Source organism: Virgibacillus necropolis (assembly GCF_002224365.1).
GTDB lineage: Bacteria > Bacillota > Bacilli > Bacillales > Amphibacillaceae > Virgibacillus_F > Virgibacillus_F necropolis.
Genome location: NZ_CP022437.1, coordinates 1,585,907 through 1,610,180, shown reverse-complemented (window position 1 = coordinate 1,610,180; position 24,274 = coordinate 1,585,907). Strand labels below are relative to the sequence as shown.

Genomic DNA, 24,274 nt, shown 5'->3' with positions numbered 1-24,274 from the left:
TTCTAATTATTGGATGGATAGCTTAACGCTTCCTATACCTCTATTAAAAAAACTCGCAACAGTTTGCGAGTTTTTTCTATAAATTTTATCCAATTTAATTATTAAATAATCCCTAATACCACTGCGACAACAGTCATAACAAGAGTTGCTAAAGCTGCCCATTTTAACATCATCTTCTGGAGGTCACCAAATTCAACACCTGCCATCCCAACTAATAAATAAGTCGATGGAACAAGTGGACTAAGTAAATGAACTGGCAAACCAAGCAGAGACGCGCGGCCGACTTCTACTGGACTAACACCATAGGTAGACGCCGTTTCTGCAAGTACCGGAAGCACTCCGAAATAAAATGCATCATTTGACATGAAAAAGGTAAACGGTGCACTAGCAATCGCCGTTATAACAGCGAAGTTCTGACCCCATGCGTCAGGAATAACCGATATCAACGAATTCGCCATAGCATCAACCATTTCTGTGCCTGTAAGAATACCCGTAAAAACACCTGCGGCAAATACCAGTGAAACAACAGACAGCACATTACCCGCGTAGGTCGAAATTCTTTCCTTCTGCTGTTCCATATTCGGGTAGTTAATCATAATAGCAACGGCAAATGCTATCATAAATAACACTGGAGTAGGTAGCACCCCTACAACAAGACAGACTAAAAGTAAAATAGTCAAAAGAAAGTTTACCCATATTAATTTAGGACGTTTAATGCTTTCATCTTGTCCAACAGCTTCAGAAGCAGCTGCCGTTTCCTTTGATGCCATCTCGTCAATAACATTTTGATTAATATGGATGACGCCCAGTCTCTTCCTTTCCTTTTTACCATAATAAAAAGCAGCTCCTAACACAACGAGAACGCCCCCGAGCATAGCAGGTAGAACAGGAACAAAGAGTTCTGATACACCAAGACCTAAAACACTCATTGCTCTCGCGGTCGGTCCCCCCCACGGAAGCAAATTCATTACCCCGGATCCAAGTACTGCAATACCGGCCAATACAAGTGGATTCATTCCAATTCGTTTATACAATGGCAACATAGCCGAAACCGTAATCATATAGGCTGTTGTTCCATCGCCGTCTAAGGAAACGAAAAGTATCAAGCAAGCTGTTCCCATTGCAACTTTTAAAGGATCACCCTTTACAACTCTAATGATTTTTTCAACTACTGGGTCAAATAAACCAGCATCAATCATTACGCCAAAATACAGAATCGCAAACATAATCATAATGCCTGTCGGTGCCACTTTTGATACACCATCTAGCATCATTTGGCCAATGTCTTCGGTAAATCCTCCGAGTAATGCAAAAACGACTGGTATAACCATCAAAGCAATAAGTGCGGAAAGACGTTTGGTCATGATTAAATACATGAAAACAATGATCATTAAAAATCCTAGTAAAGCTAGCATATTAACACTCCATTTATAAGCGCTTACATTTAGAAATAATGACGCTTTATTTTTTAAGTCTAATTAATATTCTAAAACATCAGTCACCTAATGTAACGTTTTTGAAAATACTGGCTTTAAAAACCGTTTTGGCCTTTTTATGTTAATTTTGATTATAAAAAGATGCACAATGGCCGAAAAGCCATTGTGCATCTTATGAAAACGATTCAGTCGCATCGTCTTTACTAACATTTTGCTTAATTATCGATCAAAGTACTTCCGTTCTGGTCGTCCGACGGAGCCATATTCAACTTCGGATTGGCACTCGTCAGTGGAAATTAAGTATTCTAAATAACGCCTCGCAGTGGTTCTCGAAGCTCCCATTCTTCTTCCAATCTCTTCAGCAGATAAACCCTCTCGACTGTTTTTAAGGACTTCCAAGGTCTTATTTAGAGTCTGGAAATCTATTCCCTTAGGCAGATCCTGGTTCCCTTCATCTGTCTTCCTTTCATTCCCGTTATTGAAAAGTCTATCCACTACAATTTGATTAACTTCATCCTTGTTCTGTAATAAATTTCTGCTATCAACATATTTTTTAATAGTATCCGTAAAATGAGCAATAGTAACTGGCTTAATTAAGTAATTTTGCACACCGTAGCGCATCGCTTTTTTAAGGAATGCTTTATCAGTTGCCGCTGTAATTATTATGATATCCAACTCCTCGAATTCTTGTCGTATGGACGCAAGAATATCAATACCAAGCTGGTCAGGCATGTATATATCGAGTAATAGAAGATCCGTACTTTTATTTTGCAGAAGTTCCAGGGTTTTTTCGGCATTTAACGCCTTCCCCACAACTTCGACCTCAGGTATTTTATTAAGAAATTTCTCATGAACATTAGCAACGCGAAAATCATCTTCCGCAATTGCTACCTTAACAGTTTCCATCATTAGCCTCCATTATTGTTCTTTAGGAAGATATACAGTGAACACAGTACCCTCTCCTATTTCACTTTGAAATTCAACGATCCCCTCGAGTTTACTCACAGCTTCCTTTACGTTAGCAAGCCCATAGCCTCGGGGTACATGAGAACTTTTTTCTGTAAAACCTCTGTTAAAGAGAAGCGGTTTGTTTTTCTCAGGAATACCAATTCCATTATCTTGAACCTCGAAAATGATATCTTTCCCAAAATCCGTTGCAAAGAATGTCACTTCTGGGTTTTGACTGTGATTAACAACAGCTTCAAACGCATTGTCTATAAGATTTCCGATGATCACGATGAGATGGATCAGGTCAATATGATCTGGCAACTTCTCAAGAGAACTGTTAGAATCAATTTCAAACCTTATTTTCTTCTCTGAGGATTTTCCCATTTTCCCCAGTAAAATAGCCTGTACCCTCGAGTCTTCAATTTGATTAAAGAGAATTTGATTTTTTATCTCAAAATCTGTCGTTTCATTCTGTATCATTTGAACAGCCTCGTCGTATTCGCCCAGTTGTAATAAGCCCGACAGCACATACAATTTGTTCGTAAATTCATGATTCTGAGCACGTAAATCTTCAGAATACCTTTGGACTTCAGAAATGGTGTTAAGCATTTGCTCAATTTCCGTTTTATCGCGGAAAGATGCAACTACCCCTTTCACTTCATCCTTGTGAAAAATGGGAGTTCGAGTCATGATTACTGTCTTATTTTCCAATAACATTTCCTGGTCTATTTGAGACTTTCCAGTTTTAAACACCTGGTAAAGATTTTTGTCTGGTAAAAGATCTTTAATTTTCAGGTGAGGCGAGCTTCCTTTAATATTAAGCAGATTTATAGCGGGTTGATTAATCATTGTGACCAAGCCTGTTTTGTTATACGCCAAAATGCCTTCCCTAATCGATTGCAAAATGGCATCCCTTTCTGTATATAACGTAGCAATTTGATAAGGTTCCAACCCCATCGTATCTTTTCGAATACTTCTAGATAGCAGGATACTTCCAACAATCGCTATCAGGAGGACAACCAATGAAATGATGGCAACCCTAATCACATTGTGAAAGACTTGCTCGTTGATATCCTCTACAAGAAAACCGACCGATACGATACCAATAATTTCGCCGCTTTCATTGAAAATTGGTGACTTCCCCCGCAAAGATGGTCCTAATGATCCCACGGCCTTTGAAGTATAATACTTTCCTTCTATTAAAGCCCGGTGGTTATCCTTTCCGACCATTTTTTTCCCAATCCTTTCAGGTATAGGATGGGAATATCGAATGCCTTCTTTATTGCCGACCACAATAAACTCAGCCTCGATTTCTTTTCCAATTTTGTCTACTGTCGGTTGAATGATTGCTGCGGGATCTTTTGTTTGAAAGGCTTTAATCACTTCAGGCATGAATGAAATTGTTTTAGATATTTTTAAAGCTAATCGACCTTTCTGCTCTTCAATCTGTTTACTTTCTAGATAAGTAAACGATGCAGTTAATAGAATAATAATCAGAAATGCAAGTGATAGGACAAGAACCATTATTTTGGTTTGCAGCGATATTTTCAACTATCAACTACCCCCAATACTTATAGTGTGCGCTCAAAATTGGCAAATTAGAAACAAAGTCGACATTAGCACGTCCTGTGCATCAAGTTCAAGGCGCGATGATTAAAAAAGGGTGCTTTTTTTAGCGATTCGGACTATCAGGGGCCACTGAAAAGTGGTGGATTTTAAAAATTTAACTTTTCACTTTAACTTAGCATCCTCGAATATACGGAGACTCCTGCGGGAAGTAAGAGATCGGCGAGACCCCGCAGGACGGCAGTCCGAGGAGGCTCGCCACTCGCCCGCGGAAAGCGTAGTATATTCGAGGATGCGGCCGTAGATCCACATATTTTGTACTTTATTTAACTTTTTCAATAGCCTCGGCCTGTCACCATGTCCCCATTTATTGTTCTTTATCTCGTAATACATCTTTTAATTCATCTTCAATGGTTAAATTGCTCATCTTCACATTAGAACGATAAGCCGCCCGTATAATAAGATGACATGCAACTGGAGCGGTTATGAACACAAACAGTATCCCTAGTATCAAACGCACGCTAATTAATGATTCACTTGCCCAGAAATAAAGAAAAGTCCCGGATAAGGTTAATAACACAGCTAGTGTTGAGCTTTTTGCCGCCGCATGTGACCGTGTGTAAACATCTGGAAATCTAATAATACCAAGAGCACTAATCACACTTATAATGCTACCAACCAATATCATGAGTGCCGCAATAAATTCAAAGATCACGCTTACGTTCAATGACAACGCCCCTTTCAATATACTTTGAAAAGACAATAGTGCCAATAAATGCGAGGACACCAAGGATAAGGATAACTTCCAAAAACGATTTCGTTCCAAGTATTAATGAAATAATCGCAATCGCGGAAATCAGGTGAACACCTATCATATCCAAGGCAACAACCCGGTCAGGTAAACTCGGTCCGAAGATAATGCGAAAAAGGGCAATAGCTATAGAAACACCAAATAATACCAGAGCCGTATATAACATCATTTCAATCATTACGAGTCACCTCTTTGATTGCTTTTTCAAATTTGGCTAGAGATCTTAATAACATATCCTTTGATTGTTCAACATCCATGGCATGAATGTAAAATGCATTTCCTTCTGGAACCACTTCCATCACCACCGACCCTGGTGTTAACGTTAAAAGTAATGCAAGAAGAGGTACTTCCCATTCACCGACCAAATCTGTCTCATATTTAAAAATACCCGGTTTGATTCGTATTTTGGGACTTAAAATTTGCTTAAGAACATGATAACTCGATGACAACAATTCTAAATTGAAGAGCAATATCAATTTAAGCAGCGCAAAAAATCGACTCAGATAAAACCGCTCACCAAAAAAACGATGCATTAAAAACAAAATTGCAATTCCTACAATATATCCCTCAACAAATGTGATAAACCTCAATTGATCTTCATCCTGAAACAACATCCATAACAGTGCAATTGATACATTTAGTAAAAACTGGGCAGGCAATTCATGGCCACCTCCTTCAAAAACATTACTTCACCATTAATCATATAAAACCGCATCTATATATTTATCAGGATTTAATAGCGTATCGGCAGCGTTACTTACATAAGGGGCAAGTGATTCCGCACCTAATCCTAGCCCAATAGTTGCAATGGTTAAGATAGCACACGGGATTAACCACCCTTTTTTCTGTGGGCGTTCATCTTCCTCACTAATAATCGTTTCACCCCAGAAACAGTTCAAGAAAACGCGTAATAGCGAATATAGGACGACTATACTGGATAGAAAAGCAAGCGCAAGCAGCAGATAGGATCCAGTTTCGACAGCTCCCTGTCCGACTAATACTTTTCCGATAAAGCCACTTAGCGGGGGGATACCCGCTAGTGAAAGCATCACAATGAAAAACATCCAGCCAAGTAGTGGATAATTTCGTATCAAACCGCTCATGTAATCTATTCTTGCAGTACCTGTCAACATAATCATTGAACCTGCAAGCAGGAACAGCAATGCTTTTACAATCATATCGTGTACCAGATAATAGATAGATCCTTCGATTGCCTCTGGCGTTGCTATAGCCAACCCGACTAAAATGAATCCAATGGCAATGATCACATTATATGAGATAATCTGTCTGATATCTCTATATGCAACTGCTCCTATGCTACCTCCAATTAGTGTTAAGCCCGCCAATACTCCGATTATTGTGTGAGTAAAGGAAAGTTCGTGATAAAAGAGTAAGGTAAACACACGGAACATTGCATAAACACCAACTTTTGTCAGCAGGGCTCCAAATAAAGCGGCAACAGCTGTCGGTGGTGCACTATAGGATCCTGGAAGCCAATAATAAAGCAAAAGGCCAGATTTCAAAGCGAAAACAGTTAAAAACACAATACTTATCGTGGTTAACAGTGGTGTTTGTCCTGATTCTGCAATCCGCTCTGATAGATGTGCCATATTCAATGTGCCAACCATACCATACAGGTAAGCGATCGCAACAAGGAAAAACCATGAGGATATCACATTAATGACAACATATTTGATAGATTCCTTTAATTGAACTTTTTTTCCTCCTAATGCGAGCAATACATAAGAAGCCACAAGCATCACTTCAAAACAGACATAAAGATTAAAAAGGTCTCCAGTTAAAAACGAACCATTGACACCTGCTACCAGGAAATTAACAAACGAATAAAAAAACATGTTTTCATGGTCTTTGCCAATCGTTGAAAAAGCATAAAGCAAACAGATTGCTGCTACAATACTCGTTGTTAGAATAAGAATTGCGGAGAAAGAATCCGCTACGAATACAATGCCAAACGGTGGTTCCCAACCTCCAAAATTAAGTCCTACTATCCCTTCAGCTTGAATACGATTTAACAGATAAATAGCTATACCCGCGTTAACTATCATGACGCATAAGCTTATCCATCTTTGCAACTTGATATAAGGCCTGAAAAAGATCAATATAATACCCGCGAGAACCGGGATAGCCATTGGTAGCACAAGAATATTATTCATCTTTAAAACCTCTCAATTCATAAAGATCATCGGTTTTTGTTTCTTTGTAGATACGATAAGCCAGCACAAGTGAAACCGCGGTAACTGCAAAGCTAATCACAATCGAAGTTAAAATAAGGGCCTGGGGTAGCGCATCTACATTGCTATCCCCTTCCCCCAGAATCGGAACACTACCCGTTTTTAACCCCCCCATTGTCATAATCAGCAAATGTGCAGCATGGGATAAAATAGCTGTTCCCAAAATGACTCTCATCACACTTTTTGAAAGAATTAAATAGGTAGCAACTGTTACTAAAACCCCTGATAGGATGGTTATTAACGTTTCCAATATCACACATCCTCACTAATACTTAGTATAATTGTTACAACAACACCGACTACTACCAGGGCGACACCAGCTTCAAAGATCGTGACAGTAGTAAGCTCCGTTTCGCCAAAAATGGGAAGATCAAAGTGAGCAAAAGACTGGCTTAAAAACGGAACCCCAAATAAAAGGGATCCAAACCCGGTTCCGACGACAAGAAACGCCCCAAGAGCTGCGACCCGTTTAAAGTCAAATGGAATACCCTTCTGTACAGTTTCAATATCATTAACAATAAAAAGCAATACAAAAGCAGAGGCTAAGACAAGACCGCCAATAAATCCCCCTCCAGGACTATTATGACCTGAAAAAAACAAATACACAGCTAATGTCAAGATAATGAATACGACAATTTTCGATACCATATGCAGAATAACATTATTAATCTTCAAGTTGTTTCTCCTCCTTTTTAGCCTTCAGCTTGGTAAACGAATATACACCAATCCCCGCTATAAGAAGTACAACAACCTCTAACATCGTATCAAACGCCCGGAAGTCACCCAAAATAGTATTAACGATGTTTTTCCCTCCAGCAAGTTCCTTCGCATTCTCATAGAACCCTGAAATGGCGCCAAACAATTTTCCGTTTTGAACAGCAAGTGCAACAACCGTAAAGACAATCCCGACGCAAACCGAAATCAGTAGGTTAATTCCTTTTATCTTTCGCGTTGTATTCTCTTTTTTCCATTCAGGCAAGAAATAATAAGCTGCTAGGAATAACACTGTCGTCACTGTTTCAATTACAGTTTGCGTAAGAGCCAAATCTGGTGCCCGGAGGATAACGAAGAACATAGCAATGCCATAACCGAGAGCACTATTTAATAAAATTGCGGTCAACCGTGAATGTGCAAAAAGAATGGCAATCGCTGCAGCCATCATGACCATTGCAATAATCCACTCAAATATGGTGATCGGTGCATTGCCGGTAATTTCAAAAAGGAACGTTTTCGTATAAATCAGTGCGCCACCTGTAGCGATAATAAAGAAAAGATAAATATACGTCATATAGTCACGAAGGTAACCTGTCATATAAAGGTTTGTCACAGTATTTGATGTTTTTTCCAGTTGGTCAAGGATAAAATTATATAATGTGTTAAATGACCATTTTTCTGGAAACAGTTTGTAAACCCCTTTCCAGTAACGAAAGAATACATACAACAAGGTACCTACTATCACAATTCCAAACGTCATCAACAATTCCGTATTAAAGCCATGAAAAGCAGCAATATGAACAGTCAATTCGCTACTTGGAAATGTAGGAAAAATGCTATTCATTGCTGGGTGCAACACATAATCACCAAGTAAATTCGGGAAAAAGAATATGCCAATAACGAATAATGCAAGCGTTCCAGGCGCAATTAACATGCCTGAAGGTGTTTCATGAACGGGATGCTCTAATTTTTTCATTTGATACGGACCAAAGAAGGTCTTGAACACAATAATCATGCAGTAGACAAACGTTAAAACACTAGCTGTCCAAGCAATAACTGGAAAAAGAATACCCCACGTTTCCAATGAAAAAACATCAAAATGGCTGATATTCAAAACAGCAGTAAAAAACATCTCTTTACTTAAAAAACCATTAAAAGGCGGTAAACCTGCCATAGAGAAACTACCAATACATGTAATCGTAAAGGTTACCGGCATTAATGCCATTAATCCTCCAAGCCTACGAATATCACGTGTTCCCATTCGGTGGTCAATAATCCCGACAACCATGAAAAGGGCTCCTTTAAAGGTTGAGTGGTTAACAAGGTGGAAAAGGGCGGCAAATGCAGCTTGAGTATAAAGAACAGACTCCCCGGAATAGTCAGTATGAAGCGCAACAGAACCAATCCCGAACATACTCATAATCATACCAAGCTGACTAACGGTTGAATAGGCAAGCAACGCCTTAAGGTCCGTTTGCCGAACAGCCTGAAAAGACCCCCAAAATAGAGTCACTATGCCCACACCGCTTACAAGCCAAAACCATGTTTCTTCCCCTCCAAAAACAGGGGTAAAACGCGCAACCAAGTAGATTCCAGCTTTAACCATTGTTGCTGAATGCAAATAAGCACTAACTGGAGTTGGGGCTTCCATAGCATCAGGTAGCCAAATATGGAACGGAAATTGTGCTGACTTGGTAAAAGCACCAAGTAAAATTAATAGCATTGCTGGCAAAAATAAATCATGATCAGAATACAGCGCGATTTCGGAAACGATCTCACGGATGCTAAATGTTCCCGATATGCCATACAACATAAGGAAACCCGCAAGCATTGACATGCCACCAGTTATCGTGATCAGCATCGCCTTTTGCGCTCCCTGTCTTGACTTTTTTCGTTGGTACCAGAAAGCAATTAACAGAAACGATGAAATACTTGTTAGTTCCCAGAAAACATACAACACCATCATGTTATCGGAAAATACAACTCCAAGCATGCTCGCCATGAACATAAGTAAATATGTATAAAAACGTCCTAGCGCTTCATTTGTGGATAAGTAATAAATGGAATAAAGCGTTACGAGGGCACCTATTCCTGTTATAATAAGTCCAAATATTATACTGAGCCCGTCAAGATAGAACGTGAAATTAATGTCATATGATGGAATCCAATTCATCGTAAATAAAAGTGTTTTACCATTGGCCATCTGTGGAATATAACTAGTCAGTAGGATAAATAACGTTGCAGGCACAAGCAAAATAAACCAGCCGATGTGTACCGTTGTTGGATTTCTTTTATGACGAAGTTGAATAAGTGCGACAGCTAAACATAGGATAATAATTGTCGTCAGTACAAATACCAAAATCAAACCTCCATTTAAAAAGCATTAAGATTGCCCGGAGTTTCAAAAACATTTAGTTAAAAAACTCCTTTATTTATCACAAAAATTGACAAAGAGAAAGTGCCTGAGTGAGACTATACCTATTATCCCCAACAATTCTTGACTTATCGGGTTGCAAAAGAGATAATAGAGCCATTCAAAGAAAAAACGTGGCGCGAACAACCTTGAGTGATTGAACTGCTGGATTTTTGCTTATTATAATAAGCGGGGGTCAACACTTAAGTTATCCAACTTGTACTTCTATTAATATAGTGGATAATTGTAATTGTATATTACTTCACAATTATAATTATACACTAAATTAAACTTCGCTTCACACTTCAAGGCCTCGCCAAAACATTTCACATTTAAATTCTCATACCTTCAAGTAAAAATAAACAAAAATCATATAAGGGGTTCACGAAAGCCCCACAGCATGATAAAATAATACGGTTTAAAAGATTAGAAAACTTGGCTTATCGCCAAGCCTTAGTTGCACTTATGCAGTAAGAAAGGATTTATACTTTCTTAACTGCTAAAAAAATGAATACGAACAATTAAAGAGGTGAAATTGCCGTCATGAGAAAGATAAGAGGTCGCATGGATGAAAGCATTCTCGTTTGTGTGTATTATGGTCCAAACGGTGAGCGACTCATTAGGCGTGGTCAAAAATTAGCTAATATAATGGATTGTCCGTTATACGTATTAACGGTTGACCCACTCCCTTACGATGAATTTGATGAAGAAAAGTCCGGATACATTGAGCGTTGGAAAGAACTTTGCGATGAACTGGATGTAGACGAATTAATTGTTCGTGATAACGAGAAACGTTCCTCTGTCAGAGCAATCGCAGAAGTTGCGCACAATTTTAACATTACACAAATTATCATTGGTCAGAGTCCGCAAAACAGATGGGAAGAAATAACAAAGGGTTCTTTCGTCAATGTCTTATTACGCGCCATGACGTTTATTGATATCCATATCGTGTCAATTGACCGTACACTGAAAAGTAATACAGATGATACTACCTTCGAGAAAGGGATACGTGGTTTCTTGCAGAAGGATAAAGAGGACTTCTATCGGCTTAGCTTCACACGATCGAAGCAAAATCTCTATGAGGGTATTTTCTATAAAGAAATCGGGACAGACTTTAACAATGGTGTGTTTAAATTTGTTAATAATAATGGAAAAACCTGTCAGGTCCATATAACCGATGATATTGTTACAGGAAAAATGAAAGAACCACCAAATGTCAAATAAATCATCAAAGAAAAGAGGCTCTCTCAGAAACAGCGCATTCGCTTGTTTCCTGAGACTGCCTCTTTTTTTCGTCTGTTATTAACAAACAATAGACCATTCTCCTTATCCTCTTCCAAGAATATAATTGTAACACCTCTTTTTGAAACCAATTGTCAAATTGAGGTTAGTAGATCAAATTTAGTTTTAATTTACCCTGGACGGGTATAATATTTAAGAATGAGAATCTAGATTAAGGATTCTTGTGTTTTAAACAGAATAAATTATTCGTGTGATATAGAGAGGGGAATATATATGTTAACTTATGATGCAATAGTAATCGGATTTGGAAAAGGTGGAAAGACAGTAGCAGGGGAACTTGCCAATAAAAACTGGAACGTGGCGATGATTGAAAAGGATCCAAATATGTATGGTGGAACCTGTATCAACATCGCATGCATCCCCACAAAGATACTTGTCCATGATGGGTTAGAGGAAATACCCTATGGAGACGCGATTGAACGGAAAGATAGGGTAGTAGAAAAATTACGAGAAAAAAATTACAAAAATCTCGCTAGTAATGATCGGGTTACTATTTATGAATCGGAAGCAAAATTTCGCTCGGATAAGGAAGTAGAAATAGAAGTAGATAGGAAGAAGGAAGTGTTAACAGCGGAACACATATTCATTAATACAGAAGCGACCAGTAATATTCCGCCTATGAAAGGAGATCTTTCATCGGACAAGGTCTATACAAGTACAACTTTAATCGATCGAAAAGATCTTCCAAAAAAACTAACAATCGTTGGCGGAGGTTATATAGGTTTGGAATATGCCTCCATGTATACTAATTTTGGTTCGGAAGTAACAGTAGTAATGCCAGAATCAGTGCTTCTTTCTCATGAAGACCGCGAAATCGCAACTGAAGTACAGAAGGAATTGGAAATCAAGGGAATCCAATTTATTTTTGAGAGCAAGGCTGAAAAAATAACAGAAGAAGATAAAGATACTGTCACACTATCACTATCCAATGGTGAAATCTTGAGAACGAATGCAGTACTGCTCGCTACAGGACGGAAGCCAAATGTGGATAATCTCGGCTTGGAGAATACGACAATTGAACAAACGGCGGAAGGTGCAATCAAGGTAGGTAATAATTTGGAAACAACGGTATCGAATGTATGGGCACTTGGTGATGTTCGAGGAGGTATGCAATTTACTTATATTTCCCTTGATGATTACCGTATTGTCATGGACCACCTGTTTGGGGAGAAAAAACGGTCCTTGAACACGCGTAAAAATATCCCATATTCAGTATTCATTGATCCACCATTATCCAAGGTTGGGTTGACAGTGAAAGAGGCAGAAGAACAAGGATATGAAGTCGCTGTAGGTACACTACCAATCGCTTCCCACCCTCGTGCACATGTGATAGATGACCTACGTGGTCTATTTAAAGCAGTGGTAGACAAAAAAACAGGAAAAATTTTAGGTGCAACCTTATTTGGTCCTGAATCGCCCGAATTGATTAATTTGGTAAAATTGGCAATGGATTTAGATGCCCCTTACACGTATTTAAGAGATCAGGTTTATAATCACCCTGTCATGAGTGAGTCCTTCAATAATTTATTTGATATAAGTGTATGATGAAAGTAAATGAATAATGGGAAAAAGGCCTTTTCTTGAAGAATCAAGTTAACACACAAAATACATCAGGGATAAAACAGAAAATCGTATGGTTATATTCCACATTATTTTGATACTTGATTCTCCCACATAGAGGCGAATTTGTTGAAGAGATACCAGCTATATAGGCCGTCCACCATGAAGTTATCTTTTTAAACATAATCCGGTAAGACATAACAATGACCAAAAAAATCCTAATTTCTCAATATATTAAGAGAGAAATTAGGATTTAGATCCATCTGCCTGTTAAAAAAGCCCCGTCCATTATTTAAAATGTGTCCTTGACCAAGGATGCATTTCAGTTATGAACGAAGCCTCTTACTTGGCTAATCTATAGTTGTTTACAATCTCTTTTATATGCTGCATCGTCTTATTTGTTGCCTCTTCCGCATTCAGATGACGGCGATTATTTAATATAGTGATTAACATACCTTGCCATATTAATACAGTTCGTTCATTAATAACAGCAACGGTTTCCTTTGTCAAAAAACCTTCCTGAACCGATTTATCCAGTGCGTTTCTACTTCTTGTTGACAAGTTATATTCTGCAATAAGTGTCTTTATATCTTCTGTAACATCCCCGAATAAGTCGGATTGATAGACATTATAATAGTATTTTAATAGCTCCTCAGGTTTTTCGCCTAAATTCGCTAAAAAGATAGCATAATATATCTCAGGTTCTTCAAAGGAATGTTTACAAAAACTTTCCCAGCTCAATAAGTACTTGTCTAAAGAGTTATCCCCCTTTTCCATCTGCTCTGGAAGCTCTTTAATATATTTATTTAAATACTTTAGCGCTGCAAAAAAGATTAAGTGAGAAACTTCCTGAAAATAGTTATAGATTGTAGCACTATTATATCCTGCCTTAGTAGCAATTTCTCGTATGGTTACGTTCTCAATTCCCTTTTGGTCAATAATCTCAACCGTAGCATCCACAAAATATTGCCACATCCGCTGCATTTGGATTTCTTTATTTGTCAATTGCGATCCCATCCCATCCCCCTCTTAATTTTATCTTTAATTATAATCATTGAGTGGAACTCCTCTATTACTATAAAGGTTTTTTTTTATATAATCAAGATTACAAAAATGAGAGGGAGAAACAGACTAGCACGACTTTCTTAGAACAATACCCGTAAAACAGCAAAGCAGCATTCACCGTTCTTTCTCGTGAATGCTACTTAACTCTACTTTTTGGAATAGAAAAGTTAGTAAGACACTTTATCTTCATTTTCTTGTACATGCACGTTTTTTAAATTCACCTCCGGATTAGATAATAAATCAGAATCCACCGATTGTTGCTGTTTAATCAATCGACGTACTGCCAGTGCATTTTTCGGTTGATTAACAAGTAAGGCCGCATCTATTACGCCACTTTCATTTAAATAAAAATACGTAAATTGCTTATCTTCCATATTTCCCTGTAATACGGCGGAATCCCAATTCTTTGTATGACCAAAATATTGTATACGATGGTCATATTGATCGGACCAAAAATAAGGAATGGCAGTATAGGAAATTGGTTCTCCGCCTAGCAGATTTTTTGCAACACATTTGCCATGATTAACTGCATGGTCCCAATGCTCTATGTGAATATTATCTCCCCGATATGGCCACATCGCACAATCCCCTGCAGCATACACGTTTGGCAACGATGTTTCACCAAATTCGTTTACAATATACCCACGGTCAACATGCAGCTCTTTATCGGACAAAAATGTATTTGGTATAACCCCAATCCCAACAATAACAGCCTGGCACGGAATGATTCGCCCTTTCTCTGTCAGAGCTTTTTCAACTTGAGTTGTTCCATCAAATTGGACAACCGCATCCTCCGTAATAACATGTACACCCTCAGATTGATGTAGCTGAAGGAAGTACTCACCCATTTCTTCACCAAGAATGTGGGCTAATGGCAACGGCATGCGCTCTAATATTGTCACTTCTTTTCCCTGCTTTTTAAATGAGGAAGCAAGTTCTGCACCAATAAATCCTGCTCCAACAATGGCAACCTGTTGTATACCGTCCAATTTCTGACGTATCGCTTTCGCATCGGACAAGGTCTTCAAATAATGTATTCCTTCAAGATCTGAGCCCTTTACTTGTAATTTCCTTAAACTGGATCCTGTAGTTAATAGAAGTTTTTCCCATTCTAGTATTTCATCATCTGATGAAATTGCGATTTTCTTTTTCGCATCAATGGAGACAATCTCAACACCTAGCTTCAGCTCAATACGCAGTGCTGTCAAACTTTCATTGCTGCGCAATGATATATCCGCTTCCGATAATTCCCCCAGTATAAATTCCTTCGACAGTGGTGGACGATCATAAGGTAGCTGTGTATCACGGTCTACTAGCACAATCCGACCTTCATACCCCTCATTACGGAGCGTTTCGGCGGCATGGACTCCTGCTATACCGGCTCCAATAATCACAATAGGTTTGGCAGTAGTAGTCAAATTCATTCTCTCCAATCATCTTTAAATAAGAATATTTATCATTATCTTGTAACTCATACGATGATGAGTTGCACTTGGCAATTTATCCCTTAATAATTTCCTTAAAACATACTAGCCTTTGACCCATATGGAACCATCCTGTTCCATTACACTATACACAGACAAAGGTTCATCAGCAGGGCCTTCTACTACGGAACCATTCCGGATATCAAAACAGGCGAAGTGTAGTGGACAATACAAACAATGGTCCTCCAACTCACCATCCACTAACTCGGAGTAAGCATGCGTACATATACCATCTACCGCGTGTACAGATCCATGCACACGTGCCACCACAACGGTTTCTTTACCAATGGACACTTCGATCATTTCACCTTCTTTCACTGAATCACTAGGTGCCACAAAAGTGTACTTACTATCCTCTAATTGAAGACTCCCTGCCTGATTCATCATTTTTTCTCTCCTTTCTCAGATAGTTAGGGTTGATAGGAGGGATATGGTGATGTTAGAAGCTATATCCACCACCATATCCCTGTCTATAATTTAATTGTTTTTAAGTTCATTTTGCACATACTTCTTAAAGTCTGCCACTCGCCAATCGATTGGCGTCAGAGTACCGCCGTCTTTATATGACCTTGACTGATTTCCCTCCTGCGCGAGTGCACATGCTTGCCAATCTTCCTGACAAGTTGCATCCCAGAATTCAACTGCATCTTGGATATGGGAATCATCACTAGCCAAAACATCTGGATCAAACAACCAGTATCCCTTAACCACTGATTCGTCTGCTTTAACTGGATATATTGCCGCAATAAACACATAGTCAGAAGCCATGCAGATATAGGAATGCGGGAAAATGTGCAGATAGGAAATCTTACGCTCTTCTTCTTCCGTTAGTCCCGGAAAAACAGGACGGTAAGCTTCCCCGTCTATATTTACGCGCTCGAATCCAGGTCGTAACTCCATACCGCCAACATGTTTAATAACCTTTGTATCTGGCACCTGATCGTCAACCCATTGTCTGGGCTGCATTGGCGGGGTGGCACGGCTTAATTCCGGATGGATGGTACCGCAATGATAGCATTCCTCTGCATTGTCCATTAGTAACTTCCAATTTGCTTTTACGTTATAGGTTCCTGTTTTTCCCAGTTTCAGTCTGTGCATTTGATAATTTTCATAAATTGACCATGATTCTGGCAGATTGAAGCTTTCTTGTAGTGAAGGAGCATCCGGGTCAGCATTAATCCAAATAAATCCATCCCATGTTTCTGTTTTTATTTTTGCCAGAGAATGGTAGTTTTTATCAAAACCTTCATCTTCGTCTGAGATATTTGGCGCTTTTGTCAATTCACCGGTATCCCCGCTGTACATCCAACTATGATATGGACAAATGATATTTCCTCTGCTGAAGTGCCCTGACTCTGCAGTACATAAGCGGGAACCGCGATGCCGACATACATTATAGTAAGAATGGACCTGACCATCTGATCCACGGGTGACAATGAAATTCTCATGGGCAATCTGAACCGTAGTGTAGTCCCCGTTATTCGGAATTTCTTCTTCTCTTCCTGCAAGTAACCATGTCTTAAACCAAATTTTATCTAGCTCTTTTTGAAAATGAACCGGATCATAATAATCACTTCCTGGAGCCGTAGTTTCAAACTTCGCGTAACTTGGAAAGCCGCCTTCAATTGATTTCATACTTTAGGACCTCCCTATTTTTAATAGATTTATAAATCAAAAGTTTTCAGCACACGTTTTAGCTTGCACAAAGTTTAATAGATAGTCCATACAACCCGTCTTTGAACCTGTCCCCGACATGTAATAACCGCCAAACGGCTGTACTCCTACTAATGCTCCTGTACATTTACCATTAAAAAACAAATTACCACAATCCATTTTTTGACGAGCATACATGATTTGATCGCGCTTATTCGTATATAAGGCCCCTGTCAATCCAAACTCGGTGTTGTTATATACTTCCACGCCCTCTTCGACATTTGCTACTTTACAGATTGCAAGCACCGGTCCGAAAATTTCTTCTTTCATAATACGTGATTCTGGTGTCACATCTTTTATTACGGTAGGTGTAATATAGTAACCTTCCGTATCATCACTGTCTCCCCCACAAACCAATATGCCTTCGTTTTTTCCAATCTCAACATATTCATTAATTTTCTTAAATGCTTTTTCATCAATTACTGGGCCAATCGCATTGTTTTCATTTCCAGATCCAACTTGAAGCGCTTGCGTTCGCTCGATAATTTTATTAACCATCACATCATAAACGTTTTCGTGAATAATCGCCCTGGAACCGGCAGAACACTTTTGTCCCTGATAACCAAATGCTGACGTAACAATTCCATCGGCAGCGGCATCAAGATCTGCTGACTCATCAACAACAACGCCGTTCTTACCGCCCATTTCCGCGACTACACGTTTAATCCAGCGCTGGTCTGGTATTCTGGTATGTGCCACTTCATCAATGCGTAGTCCCACTTCTTTGGATCCGGTAAACGAGACGAAGTTAATATCCCGATGTGCTACCATGTAATCACCCATTTCACCAGATGATCCCGGGACAAAATTGATAACACCGTCAGGAATATCTGCTTCATGCATAATTTCCATAAATTTTGCTGCCACAACCGGTGTCAAGGAAGCTGGTTTCAACAATACGGTATTACCAGTAACTATGGCAGATACCGTCATACCGGTTACAATCGCCAGTGGGAAATTCCACGGAGAAATAATGGCGCCCACCCCAAGCGGTTTATACTCGAGACGATTTTCAATCCCCGGTAATGATACAAGCTCTTGTCCTTGTTCAAGCTTTATCGCATTACGCCCATACATTTCCAGAAAATCAGTTGCTTCATTGATCTCACCATCGGCTTCTGTCCAATTCTTACCTGCTTCGTATACCTGCCATGCGATCAATTCGGCCTTACGACGCTTCATAATCTCCGCAGCTTTGAATAAATGGAGTGCACGTTCCTGAAAAGTCGCGGAACTCCAGCTTTCATATGCTTTTCGAGCAGCCGTTATCGCTGTTTCAATATCATCTTTACCAGCTTGGCACACATAGCCTACCACTTCATTATGCAAGGCCGGATTGTATGAAGCCAGCTTATGTTCAGTAGAAATTTCCCTTCCTCCAATAACTAAAGGATATTCTTTGCCCAATTCTGTTTTAACAAATTCTAGACTGCTATTTAATTCTTCCTTATTTTCGGGGTTTCCCCAATCTGTTGGTGCGTCATTTTTGAATGGTGCAACAGGCACAAAAACACCTCCTATAATTAATTATTACATTGCAGGTTCAGACCACAATTTCACTCCAGTACCCAATCCACGTTCCTTCGCATTTTGATAAATCCGATAGCTGTTCGCCGTATCTGTTGCACAAATACCCAATGTTACAAAGAAGATACTGTCATCCTCATTTTCCCGGCAGATCTTATCTCCTTTGATCACTTCTCCCAATTCAATGATATCGTTCTGGTCCAATTGGCCGGACTTGGTTAATTCCGATAAAGGATATTTATCATCTTTTAAGCGGAGTTTATAGTCCATACAATATTTATTAAAGCCTTCTAAAATAGCTTCGTTTTTATGATCCCACATAGAAACACCAGAGTGGAAAGAACCTTTCTTTATCCATTCTTTAGGAATATATTCATTTCCCAGATTGACGTTTGTTGCTGTATATACGATATCCGACTGTGCTACTGCCGCTTCCACATCACTACAAATCTCAAACTTATATCCAAGATGTTTCCATTTAGCAGCAAATTTCTCTGCTCGTTCCTCGCTTACATCATATAATCGTACGGTTTTAATATTTTTCATTACTTTGCTTGTTGCTTCAATATGGGCATTTTGAATAACACCACAGCCTACCAACCCGAGAATCTCTGAATCCGGGCGAGCACAATACTTTGCACCCAAAGCACTTGAAGCCCCGGTACGTAAAGCGCTTACAATAGTGTCATCCATTACAGAAAAAGGATATCCCGTTTCTTCGTTATAAAGAATAATCATTCCGTTTGATCTTGGTGTCTGTCTTTGTATTGGGTTCATCGGATTACTTGGTATCCCTTTCACTGCAGCAACTCGCATTTCCTCAGAACGAATAAGAGCAGCATGAACACCGATTCTCTGACCAGAATAGTTTCCTTCCTCCCATAACAGATGTAATAATTCCGGTTCGACCACTTTATCTTCTGCCAACCATAAATTTACTTTTTCTACATATTCGAGAATCATATCCATATCTTTTGCGCCGCTTTCGATACACTCCTCTTGAGACAACCATAAAACGTTTACTTCTTTAGAATTACTCATTTAACGAAACACTTCCTTCTCATTTGTTTTAGTTACCCATCATTCAGATAGCGATTTGTTCATTTATTTGGTTAATGCTGCAATGTTAACTTTTCATGAATCCCCCCTCGAATGGTTAAATAATCACTATATTAACTTTGATTATATTATAATCATGATTATTTAAAAATGCAATGATTTTTTTCAGATTATTTATTTTAAAATAATTTTTTGAATATCCCGATAACAACTCTTGTTTTACATCATGATTATGTTATAATCATGATTAATTAGCTATGTAAGCGATTGCAATAATAGTGGTTAACAACCATCACATGAAATCTAATCTGTCTTTTAAGGAGTGGTACCCGATCCAGGAGGATCTCTATGAGAACTTGGTAAAATCACTACGGAACGGTTAGTTTATTTTATTTTAGGAGAAATGAAATGAGGGGGAGATTTTTTTGCTAAAGCGAAATAGCGTTTTTAGTATTTCTTTATCACTTAGTATTTTGTTCGTAGTTATCGGTGTTGTCTTTAATGATTGGTTAGGTCAGAAAGCATCCGCCTTTCTGGACTTCGCGGTTACTTACTTTAACTGGTTTTATCTACTTGTCGGAACTATCTTAGTATTTATTTGTCTGTATTTAATGTTTTCAAAATATGGAAACATCCGTTTAGGAAAAGATGCAGATAAACCCGCTTATAGCACCTTTTCATGGATTACCATGCTATTTAGTGCAGGAATGGGAGTCGGGTTGGTGTTTTGGGGGGTTGCTGAACCTGTCATGCACTATACAACACCACCTTATGGAGAGGGATCAACAGGGGAAGCCGCCTCCGTAGCTATGAAATATACTTTTTTTCATTGGGGTTTGCATCCCTGGGCACTTTACGGAATAGTAGCTTTGGGATTAGCATATTTCCATTTTCGCAAAGACCTTCCATTTTCCATTAGCTCCTTGTTCCGCCCACTGTTAGGTGATAGAATTAATGGCCCTATCGGTAAAACAATTGATATTCTTTCCGTATTTATTACCGCTGTAGGTGTTGCTAGTACGTTTGGACTAAGTACGTTACAAATTACTAGCGGAATGAATTCGCAATGGGGAGTTCCAAATACATTAACTTTGCAATTACTGGTTATAGGAGTTGCAACTTTACTATTTATTATTTCTTCGTGGTCAGGTATAAGTCGGGGTATTAAATATTTATCTAACTTTAACATGCTAATATTAACCTTACTAACCCTTTCCGTGCTAATCATTGGGCCTACTAAACAAATTTTTGAAATGCTAATATCTTCAACTGGAAGCTACTTTGGTAGTATTTTGCCTATGAGCCTTCGAATGGAACCTTTTAATAATGAAGCTAATAATTGGATAGGTGCATGGACAGTATTTTACTGGGCTTGGTGGACCACATGGGCTCCTTTTGTAGGCTCATTTATTGCAAGGATTTCAAAAGGCAGAACCATTAAGGAATTTGTTTTAGGTGTTTTATTAGTACCTTCTTTCATATCCTTTATTTGGTTTTCGGTCCTCGGGGGCAGCGCCATTCATTTAATTCATGATTTAGGTAATAGCAAATTGGCGGAGAGTATAAACGCGAATGTGGATGGAGCCCTCTTTGCTTTCTTAAGTAATATTCCTTTCGGCTCTTTGTTAAGTATACTGGCTCTCATTCTAATTTTCTCATTCTTTATTACATCAGCTGACTCAGCCACATTTGTATTAGGAATGTTAAGCAGTAATGGAGACCTTAATCCATCAAACAAAGTCAAAATAGCATGGGGAATTATTACTGCCGGATCAGCAATAGTTTTTTTATTAGCAGGTGGACTGGATGCAGTAAAAACCATATCAATTGTTGTAGCCAGTCCCTTTACGATAATATCCATTTTTATAAGCTGGGCGCTAATTAAAGCATTAAGGAAAGAATTTAAAGCGGAAATTAAACAAACCAGTAACACAGAAAAAAGCCCGCAAGATCAAGATATAGCTCAATAATGGCTGGATTCCCAGTTGTAAATAAATGTACCAGCTATATGGACAGTTTCGACAAAATTGTTTCTCAAATAAATAATGCGGTTGAAAAAGGTGCCCAAGTCCTGATTTCAATAAATTCGATGCAGATAAAGAGAAAGGATATTTCTTTGTCCATCCAACTGTATTAAAAAACGTCACGTCTGAAATGGACATCATGCATGAAGAAACATTTGGACCAGTTGCTCCTATCACAAGTTTTAAAACGATTGAAGAAGATGTAGAAATTGCAAACTCTACTCCATATGGATTGGCAGCCTATTTCTTTACTAATAACTATCAGACTGGGACATACTTACATGAGAATTTAGACTTTGGTATCGTTGGTTGGAATGATGGCGCTCCATCTGCTGCTCATGCACCGTTTGGCGGTATGAAGGAGAGCGGACTTGGACGCGAAGGTGGACTAGAAGGAATTGAACCTTATTTGGAAACGAAATATTTGTCGATTGGTAATTTATAATAATAACAGAGTTAATTCTACTTCAGAATAACCTAACTTGTATTAAAGAAAACCAAAGGTGGCATATGGTTTACATTATGCCACCTATTTTAATCTCCTATTTTACCTTCATGTATCCTTGCTCAAGAAATTGTAAATAGAGGTTTGTAATAGCTTCTTTTGAATAAGCTCCATCCTCGTCAAACCATTAATAAAGCCAATTCACCATTCCGAACATTCCCATGATAATCGGATGGGGATCCTGTGGTCTAAACATCCCTACTTTTACTCCATCTTTATAGGTATTGACAAATAAACTCTCATAAGCACGCAACCGTTCAACAGCTGACACTTACCTGCATATCTACAGCAAAGGTATCAGCATATGAAGACATATTGTAAGTTACTAAAACAAGCAAAATCACTTGCAAAAATATGTTTTATAATGAATCAATGGACAACTACGGGGTACAAATGGGGCACAAATAAAAAAACACCCTTGCCACAAACACTGTTGTGACAAGGGTTTAAAGCTATTATCCTATCGAACCTTCCATCTCAAACTTAATTAGTCGATTCATCTCAACTGCGTATTCCATTGGAAGTTCTTTCGTGAATGGCTCGATGAAGCCCATTACGATCATTTCAGTAGCTTCTTGTTCGCTAATTCCTCTACTCATTAAGTAGAATAATTGTTCTTCAGAAACTTTTGAAACTTTTGCTTCGTGCTCGAGTGAAATATTTTCGTTATTTACTTCATTGTATGGAATGGTATCTGAAGTAGATTCATTATCCATAATTAACGTGTCACACTCGATGTTAGAGCGTGCGCCGTCTGCTTTACGTCCGAAATGAACGATTCCGCGATACGTTACTTTACCACCTTGTTTTGAAATTGATTTCGAAACAATAGTAGATGAAGTGTTTGGTGCTAAGTGGTGCATTTTAGCTCCAGCATCTTGGTGTTGTCCACGGCCAGCGATCGCAATAGATAATGTCATACCACGTGCACCTTCACCTTTTAAGATGACAGCAGGATACTTCATTGTTAACTTAGATCCAATGTTGCCATCGACCCATTCCATTGTTGCGTTCGCATCGCATGTTGCACGTTTTGTTACCAGGTTATAAACATTGTTTGCCCAGTTTTGAATTGTTGTATAGCGACAGTATGCGTCTTTCTTAACAAAGATTTCAACAACTGCACTATGCAAGGAATTCGTAGTATAAACTGGTGCTGTACAACCTTCTACATAGTGAACGGATGCACCTTCATCAACAATGATCAGTGTACGTTCGAATTGTCCCATGTTTTCCGAGTTGATACGGAAATAGGCTTGTAGCGGTGTTGTTGTTTGTACGCCTTTTGGTACGTATATGAACGAACCACCTGACCATACTGCTGAATTTAATGCAGAGAACTTATTGTCAGAAGCAGGAATAACTTTTCCGAAATACTCTTTAAATAAGTCTTCGTTTTCTTTTAACGCAGTGTCTGTATCTTTAAAGATAATTCCTAAATCTGATAAATCCTTTTTCAAGCTATGGTACACAACCTCAGATTCATATTGTGCAGAAACACCTGCCAAGTATTTTTGCTCAGCCTCTGGAATTCCTAGCTTATCAAAAGTTTGTTTAATTTCCTCAGGTACTTCATCCCATGTTTTTCCTTGACGTTCTGATGGTTTAACGTAATAGATGATCTCATCAAAATTCAATTCAGAAAGATCTCCGCCCCATTGTGGCATAGGCATTTTATAAAATTGCTCCAATGCTTTCAAACGGTAATCAAGCATCCACTGAGGTTCATCTTTAATTTTAGAAATTTCTTTTACCACATTCGGTGTTAACCCTTTTTCTGTACGAAAAATGGAAACGTCTTTATCATGAAATCCATACTTATACTCTTCTATTTCAGGTGCTTTTTTCGCCATCTAAAAAACCTCCTTTAGGTGTTTGTAACTCAAGTTTCATAA

General features: G+C 38.6%; 21 protein-coding genes and 1 pseudogene. 4 read left to right on the top strand and 18 right to left on the bottom strand.

Translation table 11 applies throughout. The features are described 5' to 3' along the window. Nucleotides 1-101: 101 nt before the first annotated feature. The 10 genes from CFK40_RS07445 to CFK40_RS07400 form a co-directional block, all read right to left on the bottom strand. A complete protein-coding gene (locus CFK40_RS07445) occupies nucleotides 102-1,415 on the bottom strand; it encodes a CitMHS family transporter (protein ID WP_089531709.1) in 1,314 nt (437 codons plus the stop codon). 240 nt (nucleotides 1,416-1,655) lie between these two features. After that, the gene (locus CFK40_RS07440) at nucleotides 1,656-2,342 is read right to left on the bottom strand and encodes a response regulator (RefSeq protein ID WP_089531708.1); all 687 of its coding nucleotides are present in this window, start codon (nucleotides 2,340-2,342) and stop codon (nucleotides 1,656-1,658) included. Nucleotides 2,343-2,354: 12 nt separating this feature from the next. Further along, a complete protein-coding gene (locus CFK40_RS07435) occupies nucleotides 2,355-3,935 on the bottom strand; it encodes a sensor histidine kinase (protein WP_319418035.1) in 1,581 nt (526 codons plus the stop codon). 382 nt (nucleotides 3,936-4,317) lie between these two features. Further along, complete coding sequence (locus CFK40_RS07430; protein ID WP_089531707.1) at nucleotides 4,318-4,677, bottom strand: Na+/H+ antiporter subunit G; 360 nt, start codon at nucleotides 4,675-4,677, stop codon at nucleotides 4,318-4,320. Beyond that, complete coding sequence (locus CFK40_RS07425; protein WP_089531706.1) at nucleotides 4,655-4,939, bottom strand: Na(+)/H(+) antiporter subunit F1; 285 nt, start codon at nucleotides 4,937-4,939, stop codon at nucleotides 4,655-4,657. The genes CFK40_RS07430 and CFK40_RS07425 overlap by 23 nt, the downstream gene beginning before the upstream one ends. Next, nucleotides 4,932-5,420: a Na+/H+ antiporter subunit E gene (locus CFK40_RS07420; protein ID WP_089531705.1), complete on the bottom strand. Its 489-nt coding sequence runs from the start codon at nucleotides 5,418-5,420 to the stop codon at nucleotides 4,932-4,934. Before CFK40_RS07420 ends, CFK40_RS07425 begins: the two co-directional genes overlap by 8 nt. A 36-nt stretch (nucleotides 5,421-5,456) precedes the next feature. Next, a complete protein-coding gene (locus CFK40_RS07415) occupies nucleotides 5,457-6,935 on the bottom strand; it encodes a Na+/H+ antiporter subunit D (protein ID WP_089531704.1) in 1,479 nt (492 codons plus the stop codon). Continuing rightward, nucleotides 6,928-7,263 (bottom strand): Na(+)/H(+) antiporter subunit C, encoded by a 336-nt coding sequence (locus CFK40_RS07410; protein ID WP_089531703.1) that lies wholly within the window; start codon nucleotides 7,261-7,263, stop codon nucleotides 6,928-6,930. The genes CFK40_RS07415 and CFK40_RS07410 overlap by 8 nt, the downstream gene beginning before the upstream one ends. A 2-nt stretch (nucleotides 7,264-7,265) precedes the next feature. Further along, nucleotides 7,266-7,688 carry a Na(+)/H(+) antiporter subunit B gene (locus tag CFK40_RS07405; RefSeq protein WP_089531702.1) on the bottom strand — a complete coding sequence of 141 codons (423 nt, stop codon included), beginning with the start codon at nucleotides 7,686-7,688 and terminating at the stop codon, nucleotides 7,266-7,268. Next, nucleotides 7,678-10,086: a Na+/H+ antiporter subunit A gene (locus CFK40_RS07400; protein WP_089531701.1), complete on the bottom strand. Its 2,409-nt coding sequence runs from the start codon at nucleotides 10,084-10,086 to the stop codon at nucleotides 7,678-7,680. Before CFK40_RS07400 ends, CFK40_RS07405 begins: the two co-directional genes overlap by 11 nt. 597 nt (nucleotides 10,087-10,683) lie before the next feature. On the opposite strand from CFK40_RS07400, the gene CFK40_RS07395 reads away from it, so the two are divergent. Further along, complete coding sequence (locus CFK40_RS07395) at nucleotides 10,684-11,364, top strand: adenine nucleotide alpha hydrolase family protein (protein ID WP_089531700.1); 681 nt, start codon at nucleotides 10,684-10,686, stop codon at nucleotides 11,362-11,364. A gap of 291 nt (nucleotides 11,365-11,655) precedes the next feature. Beyond that, nucleotides 11,656-12,987, top strand: a complete 1,332-nt coding sequence (locus tag CFK40_RS07390) for an FAD-dependent oxidoreductase (protein WP_089531699.1) — start codon at nucleotides 11,656-11,658, stop codon at nucleotides 12,985-12,987. Between the two features lie 357 nt (nucleotides 12,988-13,344). Here CFK40_RS07390 and CFK40_RS07385 read toward each other — a convergent pair whose 3' ends face one another. The 6 genes from CFK40_RS07385 to CFK40_RS07360 all read right to left on the bottom strand — a co-directional run bounded on the left by CFK40_RS07385 (nucleotide 13,345) and on the right by CFK40_RS07360 (nucleotide 19,832). Continuing rightward, complete coding sequence (locus CFK40_RS07385) at nucleotides 13,345-14,019, bottom strand: TetR/AcrR family transcriptional regulator (protein WP_227001893.1); 675 nt, start codon at nucleotides 14,017-14,019, stop codon at nucleotides 13,345-13,347. A 215-nt stretch (nucleotides 14,020-14,234) separates the two neighbouring features. Then, on the bottom strand, nucleotides 14,235-15,485 hold the full coding sequence (locus CFK40_RS07380) for an NAD(P)/FAD-dependent oxidoreductase (RefSeq protein WP_227001892.1): 1,251 nt from the start codon (nucleotides 15,483-15,485) through the stop codon (nucleotides 14,235-14,237). 111 nt (nucleotides 15,486-15,596) lie between these two features. Further along, nucleotides 15,597-15,938: a Rieske (2Fe-2S) protein gene (locus tag CFK40_RS07375; protein ID WP_227001891.1), complete on the bottom strand. Its 342-nt coding sequence runs from the start codon at nucleotides 15,936-15,938 to the stop codon at nucleotides 15,597-15,599. Between the two features lie 90 nt (nucleotides 15,939-16,028). After that, a complete protein-coding gene (locus CFK40_RS07370) occupies nucleotides 16,029-17,186 on the bottom strand; it encodes an aromatic ring-hydroxylating oxygenase subunit alpha (protein ID WP_089531697.1) in 1,158 nt (385 codons plus the stop codon). A 36-nt stretch (nucleotides 17,187-17,222) separates the two neighbouring features. Continuing rightward, nucleotides 17,223-18,770 carry an L-glutamate gamma-semialdehyde dehydrogenase gene (gene pruA, locus CFK40_RS07365; RefSeq protein ID WP_089531696.1) on the bottom strand — a complete coding sequence of 516 codons (1,548 nt, stop codon included), beginning with the start codon at nucleotides 18,768-18,770 and terminating at the stop codon, nucleotides 17,223-17,225. A 24-nt stretch (nucleotides 18,771-18,794) separates the two neighbouring features. Next, nucleotides 18,795-19,832 carry an ornithine cyclodeaminase family protein gene (locus tag CFK40_RS07360; RefSeq protein ID WP_089531695.1) on the bottom strand — a complete coding sequence of 346 codons (1,038 nt, stop codon included), beginning with the start codon at nucleotides 19,830-19,832 and terminating at the stop codon, nucleotides 18,795-18,797. A 443-nt stretch (nucleotides 19,833-20,275) separates the two neighbouring features. On the opposite strand from CFK40_RS07360, the gene CFK40_RS07355 reads away from it, so the two are divergent. Together CFK40_RS07355 and CFK40_RS07350 are read left to right on the top strand one after the other, a co-directional pair. Continuing rightward, nucleotides 20,276-21,820, top strand: coding sequence for a BCCT family transporter (locus tag CFK40_RS07355; RefSeq protein ID WP_089531694.1), 1,545 nt, complete (start codon nucleotides 20,276-20,278; stop codon nucleotides 21,818-21,820). A gap of 11 nt (nucleotides 21,821-21,831) precedes the next feature. Continuing rightward, nucleotides 21,832-22,319, top strand: a pseudogene (locus CFK40_RS07350) (aldehyde dehydrogenase family protein); the annotation flags it as partial. A gap of 187 nt (nucleotides 22,320-22,506) precedes the next feature. On the opposite strand, the gene CFK40_RS21790 reads toward CFK40_RS07350, so the two are convergent. Both CFK40_RS21790 and sufB read right to left on the bottom strand, forming a co-directional pair. Beyond that, nucleotides 22,507-22,650, bottom strand: coding sequence for a TetR-type transcription factor C-terminal domain-containing protein (locus CFK40_RS21790; protein ID WP_161493843.1), 144 nt, complete (start codon nucleotides 22,648-22,650; stop codon nucleotides 22,507-22,509). A gap of 184 nt (nucleotides 22,651-22,834) precedes the next feature. Next, on the bottom strand, nucleotides 22,835-24,232 hold the full coding sequence (gene sufB, locus CFK40_RS07345; RefSeq protein WP_089531693.1) for a Fe-S cluster assembly protein SufB: 1,398 nt from the start codon (nucleotides 24,230-24,232) through the stop codon (nucleotides 22,835-22,837). Between the last annotated feature and the right edge of the window lie 42 nt (nucleotides 24,233-24,274).

Coding starts and splice junctions, on each gene's coding strand:
- CFK40_RS07445 (WP_089531709.1), bottom strand. CDS start 1,415: ATGCTAGCTTTACTAGGATTTTTAATGATCATTGTTTTCATGTATTTA.
- CFK40_RS07440 (WP_089531708.1), bottom strand. CDS start 2,342: ATGGAAACTGTTAAGGTAGCAATTGCGGAAGATGATTTTCGCGTTGCT.
- CFK40_RS07425 (WP_089531706.1), bottom strand. CDS start 4,939: ATGATTGAAATGATGTTATATACGGCTCTGGTATTATTTGGTGTTTCT.
- CFK40_RS07415 (WP_089531704.1), bottom strand. CDS start 6,935: ATGAATAATATTCTTGTGCTACCAATGGCTATCCCGGTTCTCGCGGGT.
- CFK40_RS07395 (WP_089531700.1), top strand. CDS start 10,684: ATGAGAAAGATAAGAGGTCGCATGGATGAAAGCATTCTCGTTTGTGTG.
- CFK40_RS07390 (WP_089531699.1), top strand. CDS start 11,656: ATGTTAACTTATGATGCAATAGTAATCGGATTTGGAAAAGGTGGAAAG.
- CFK40_RS07385 (WP_227001893.1), bottom strand. CDS start 14,019: ATGGGATCGCAATTGACAAATAAAGAAATCCAAATGCAGCGGATGTGG.
- CFK40_RS07375 (WP_227001891.1), bottom strand. CDS start 15,938: ATGATGAATCAGGCAGGGAGTCTTCAATTAGAGGATAGTAAGTACACT.
- CFK40_RS07370 (WP_089531697.1), bottom strand. CDS start 17,186: ATGAAATCAATTGAAGGCGGCTTTCCAAGTTACGCGAAGTTTGAAACT.
- CFK40_RS07360 (WP_089531695.1), bottom strand. CDS start 19,832: ATGAGTAATTCTAAAGAAGTAAACGTTTTATGGTTGTCTCAAGAGGAG.
- sufB (WP_089531693.1), bottom strand. CDS start 24,232: ATGGCGAAAAAAGCACCTGAAATAGAAGAGTATAAGTATGGATTTCAT.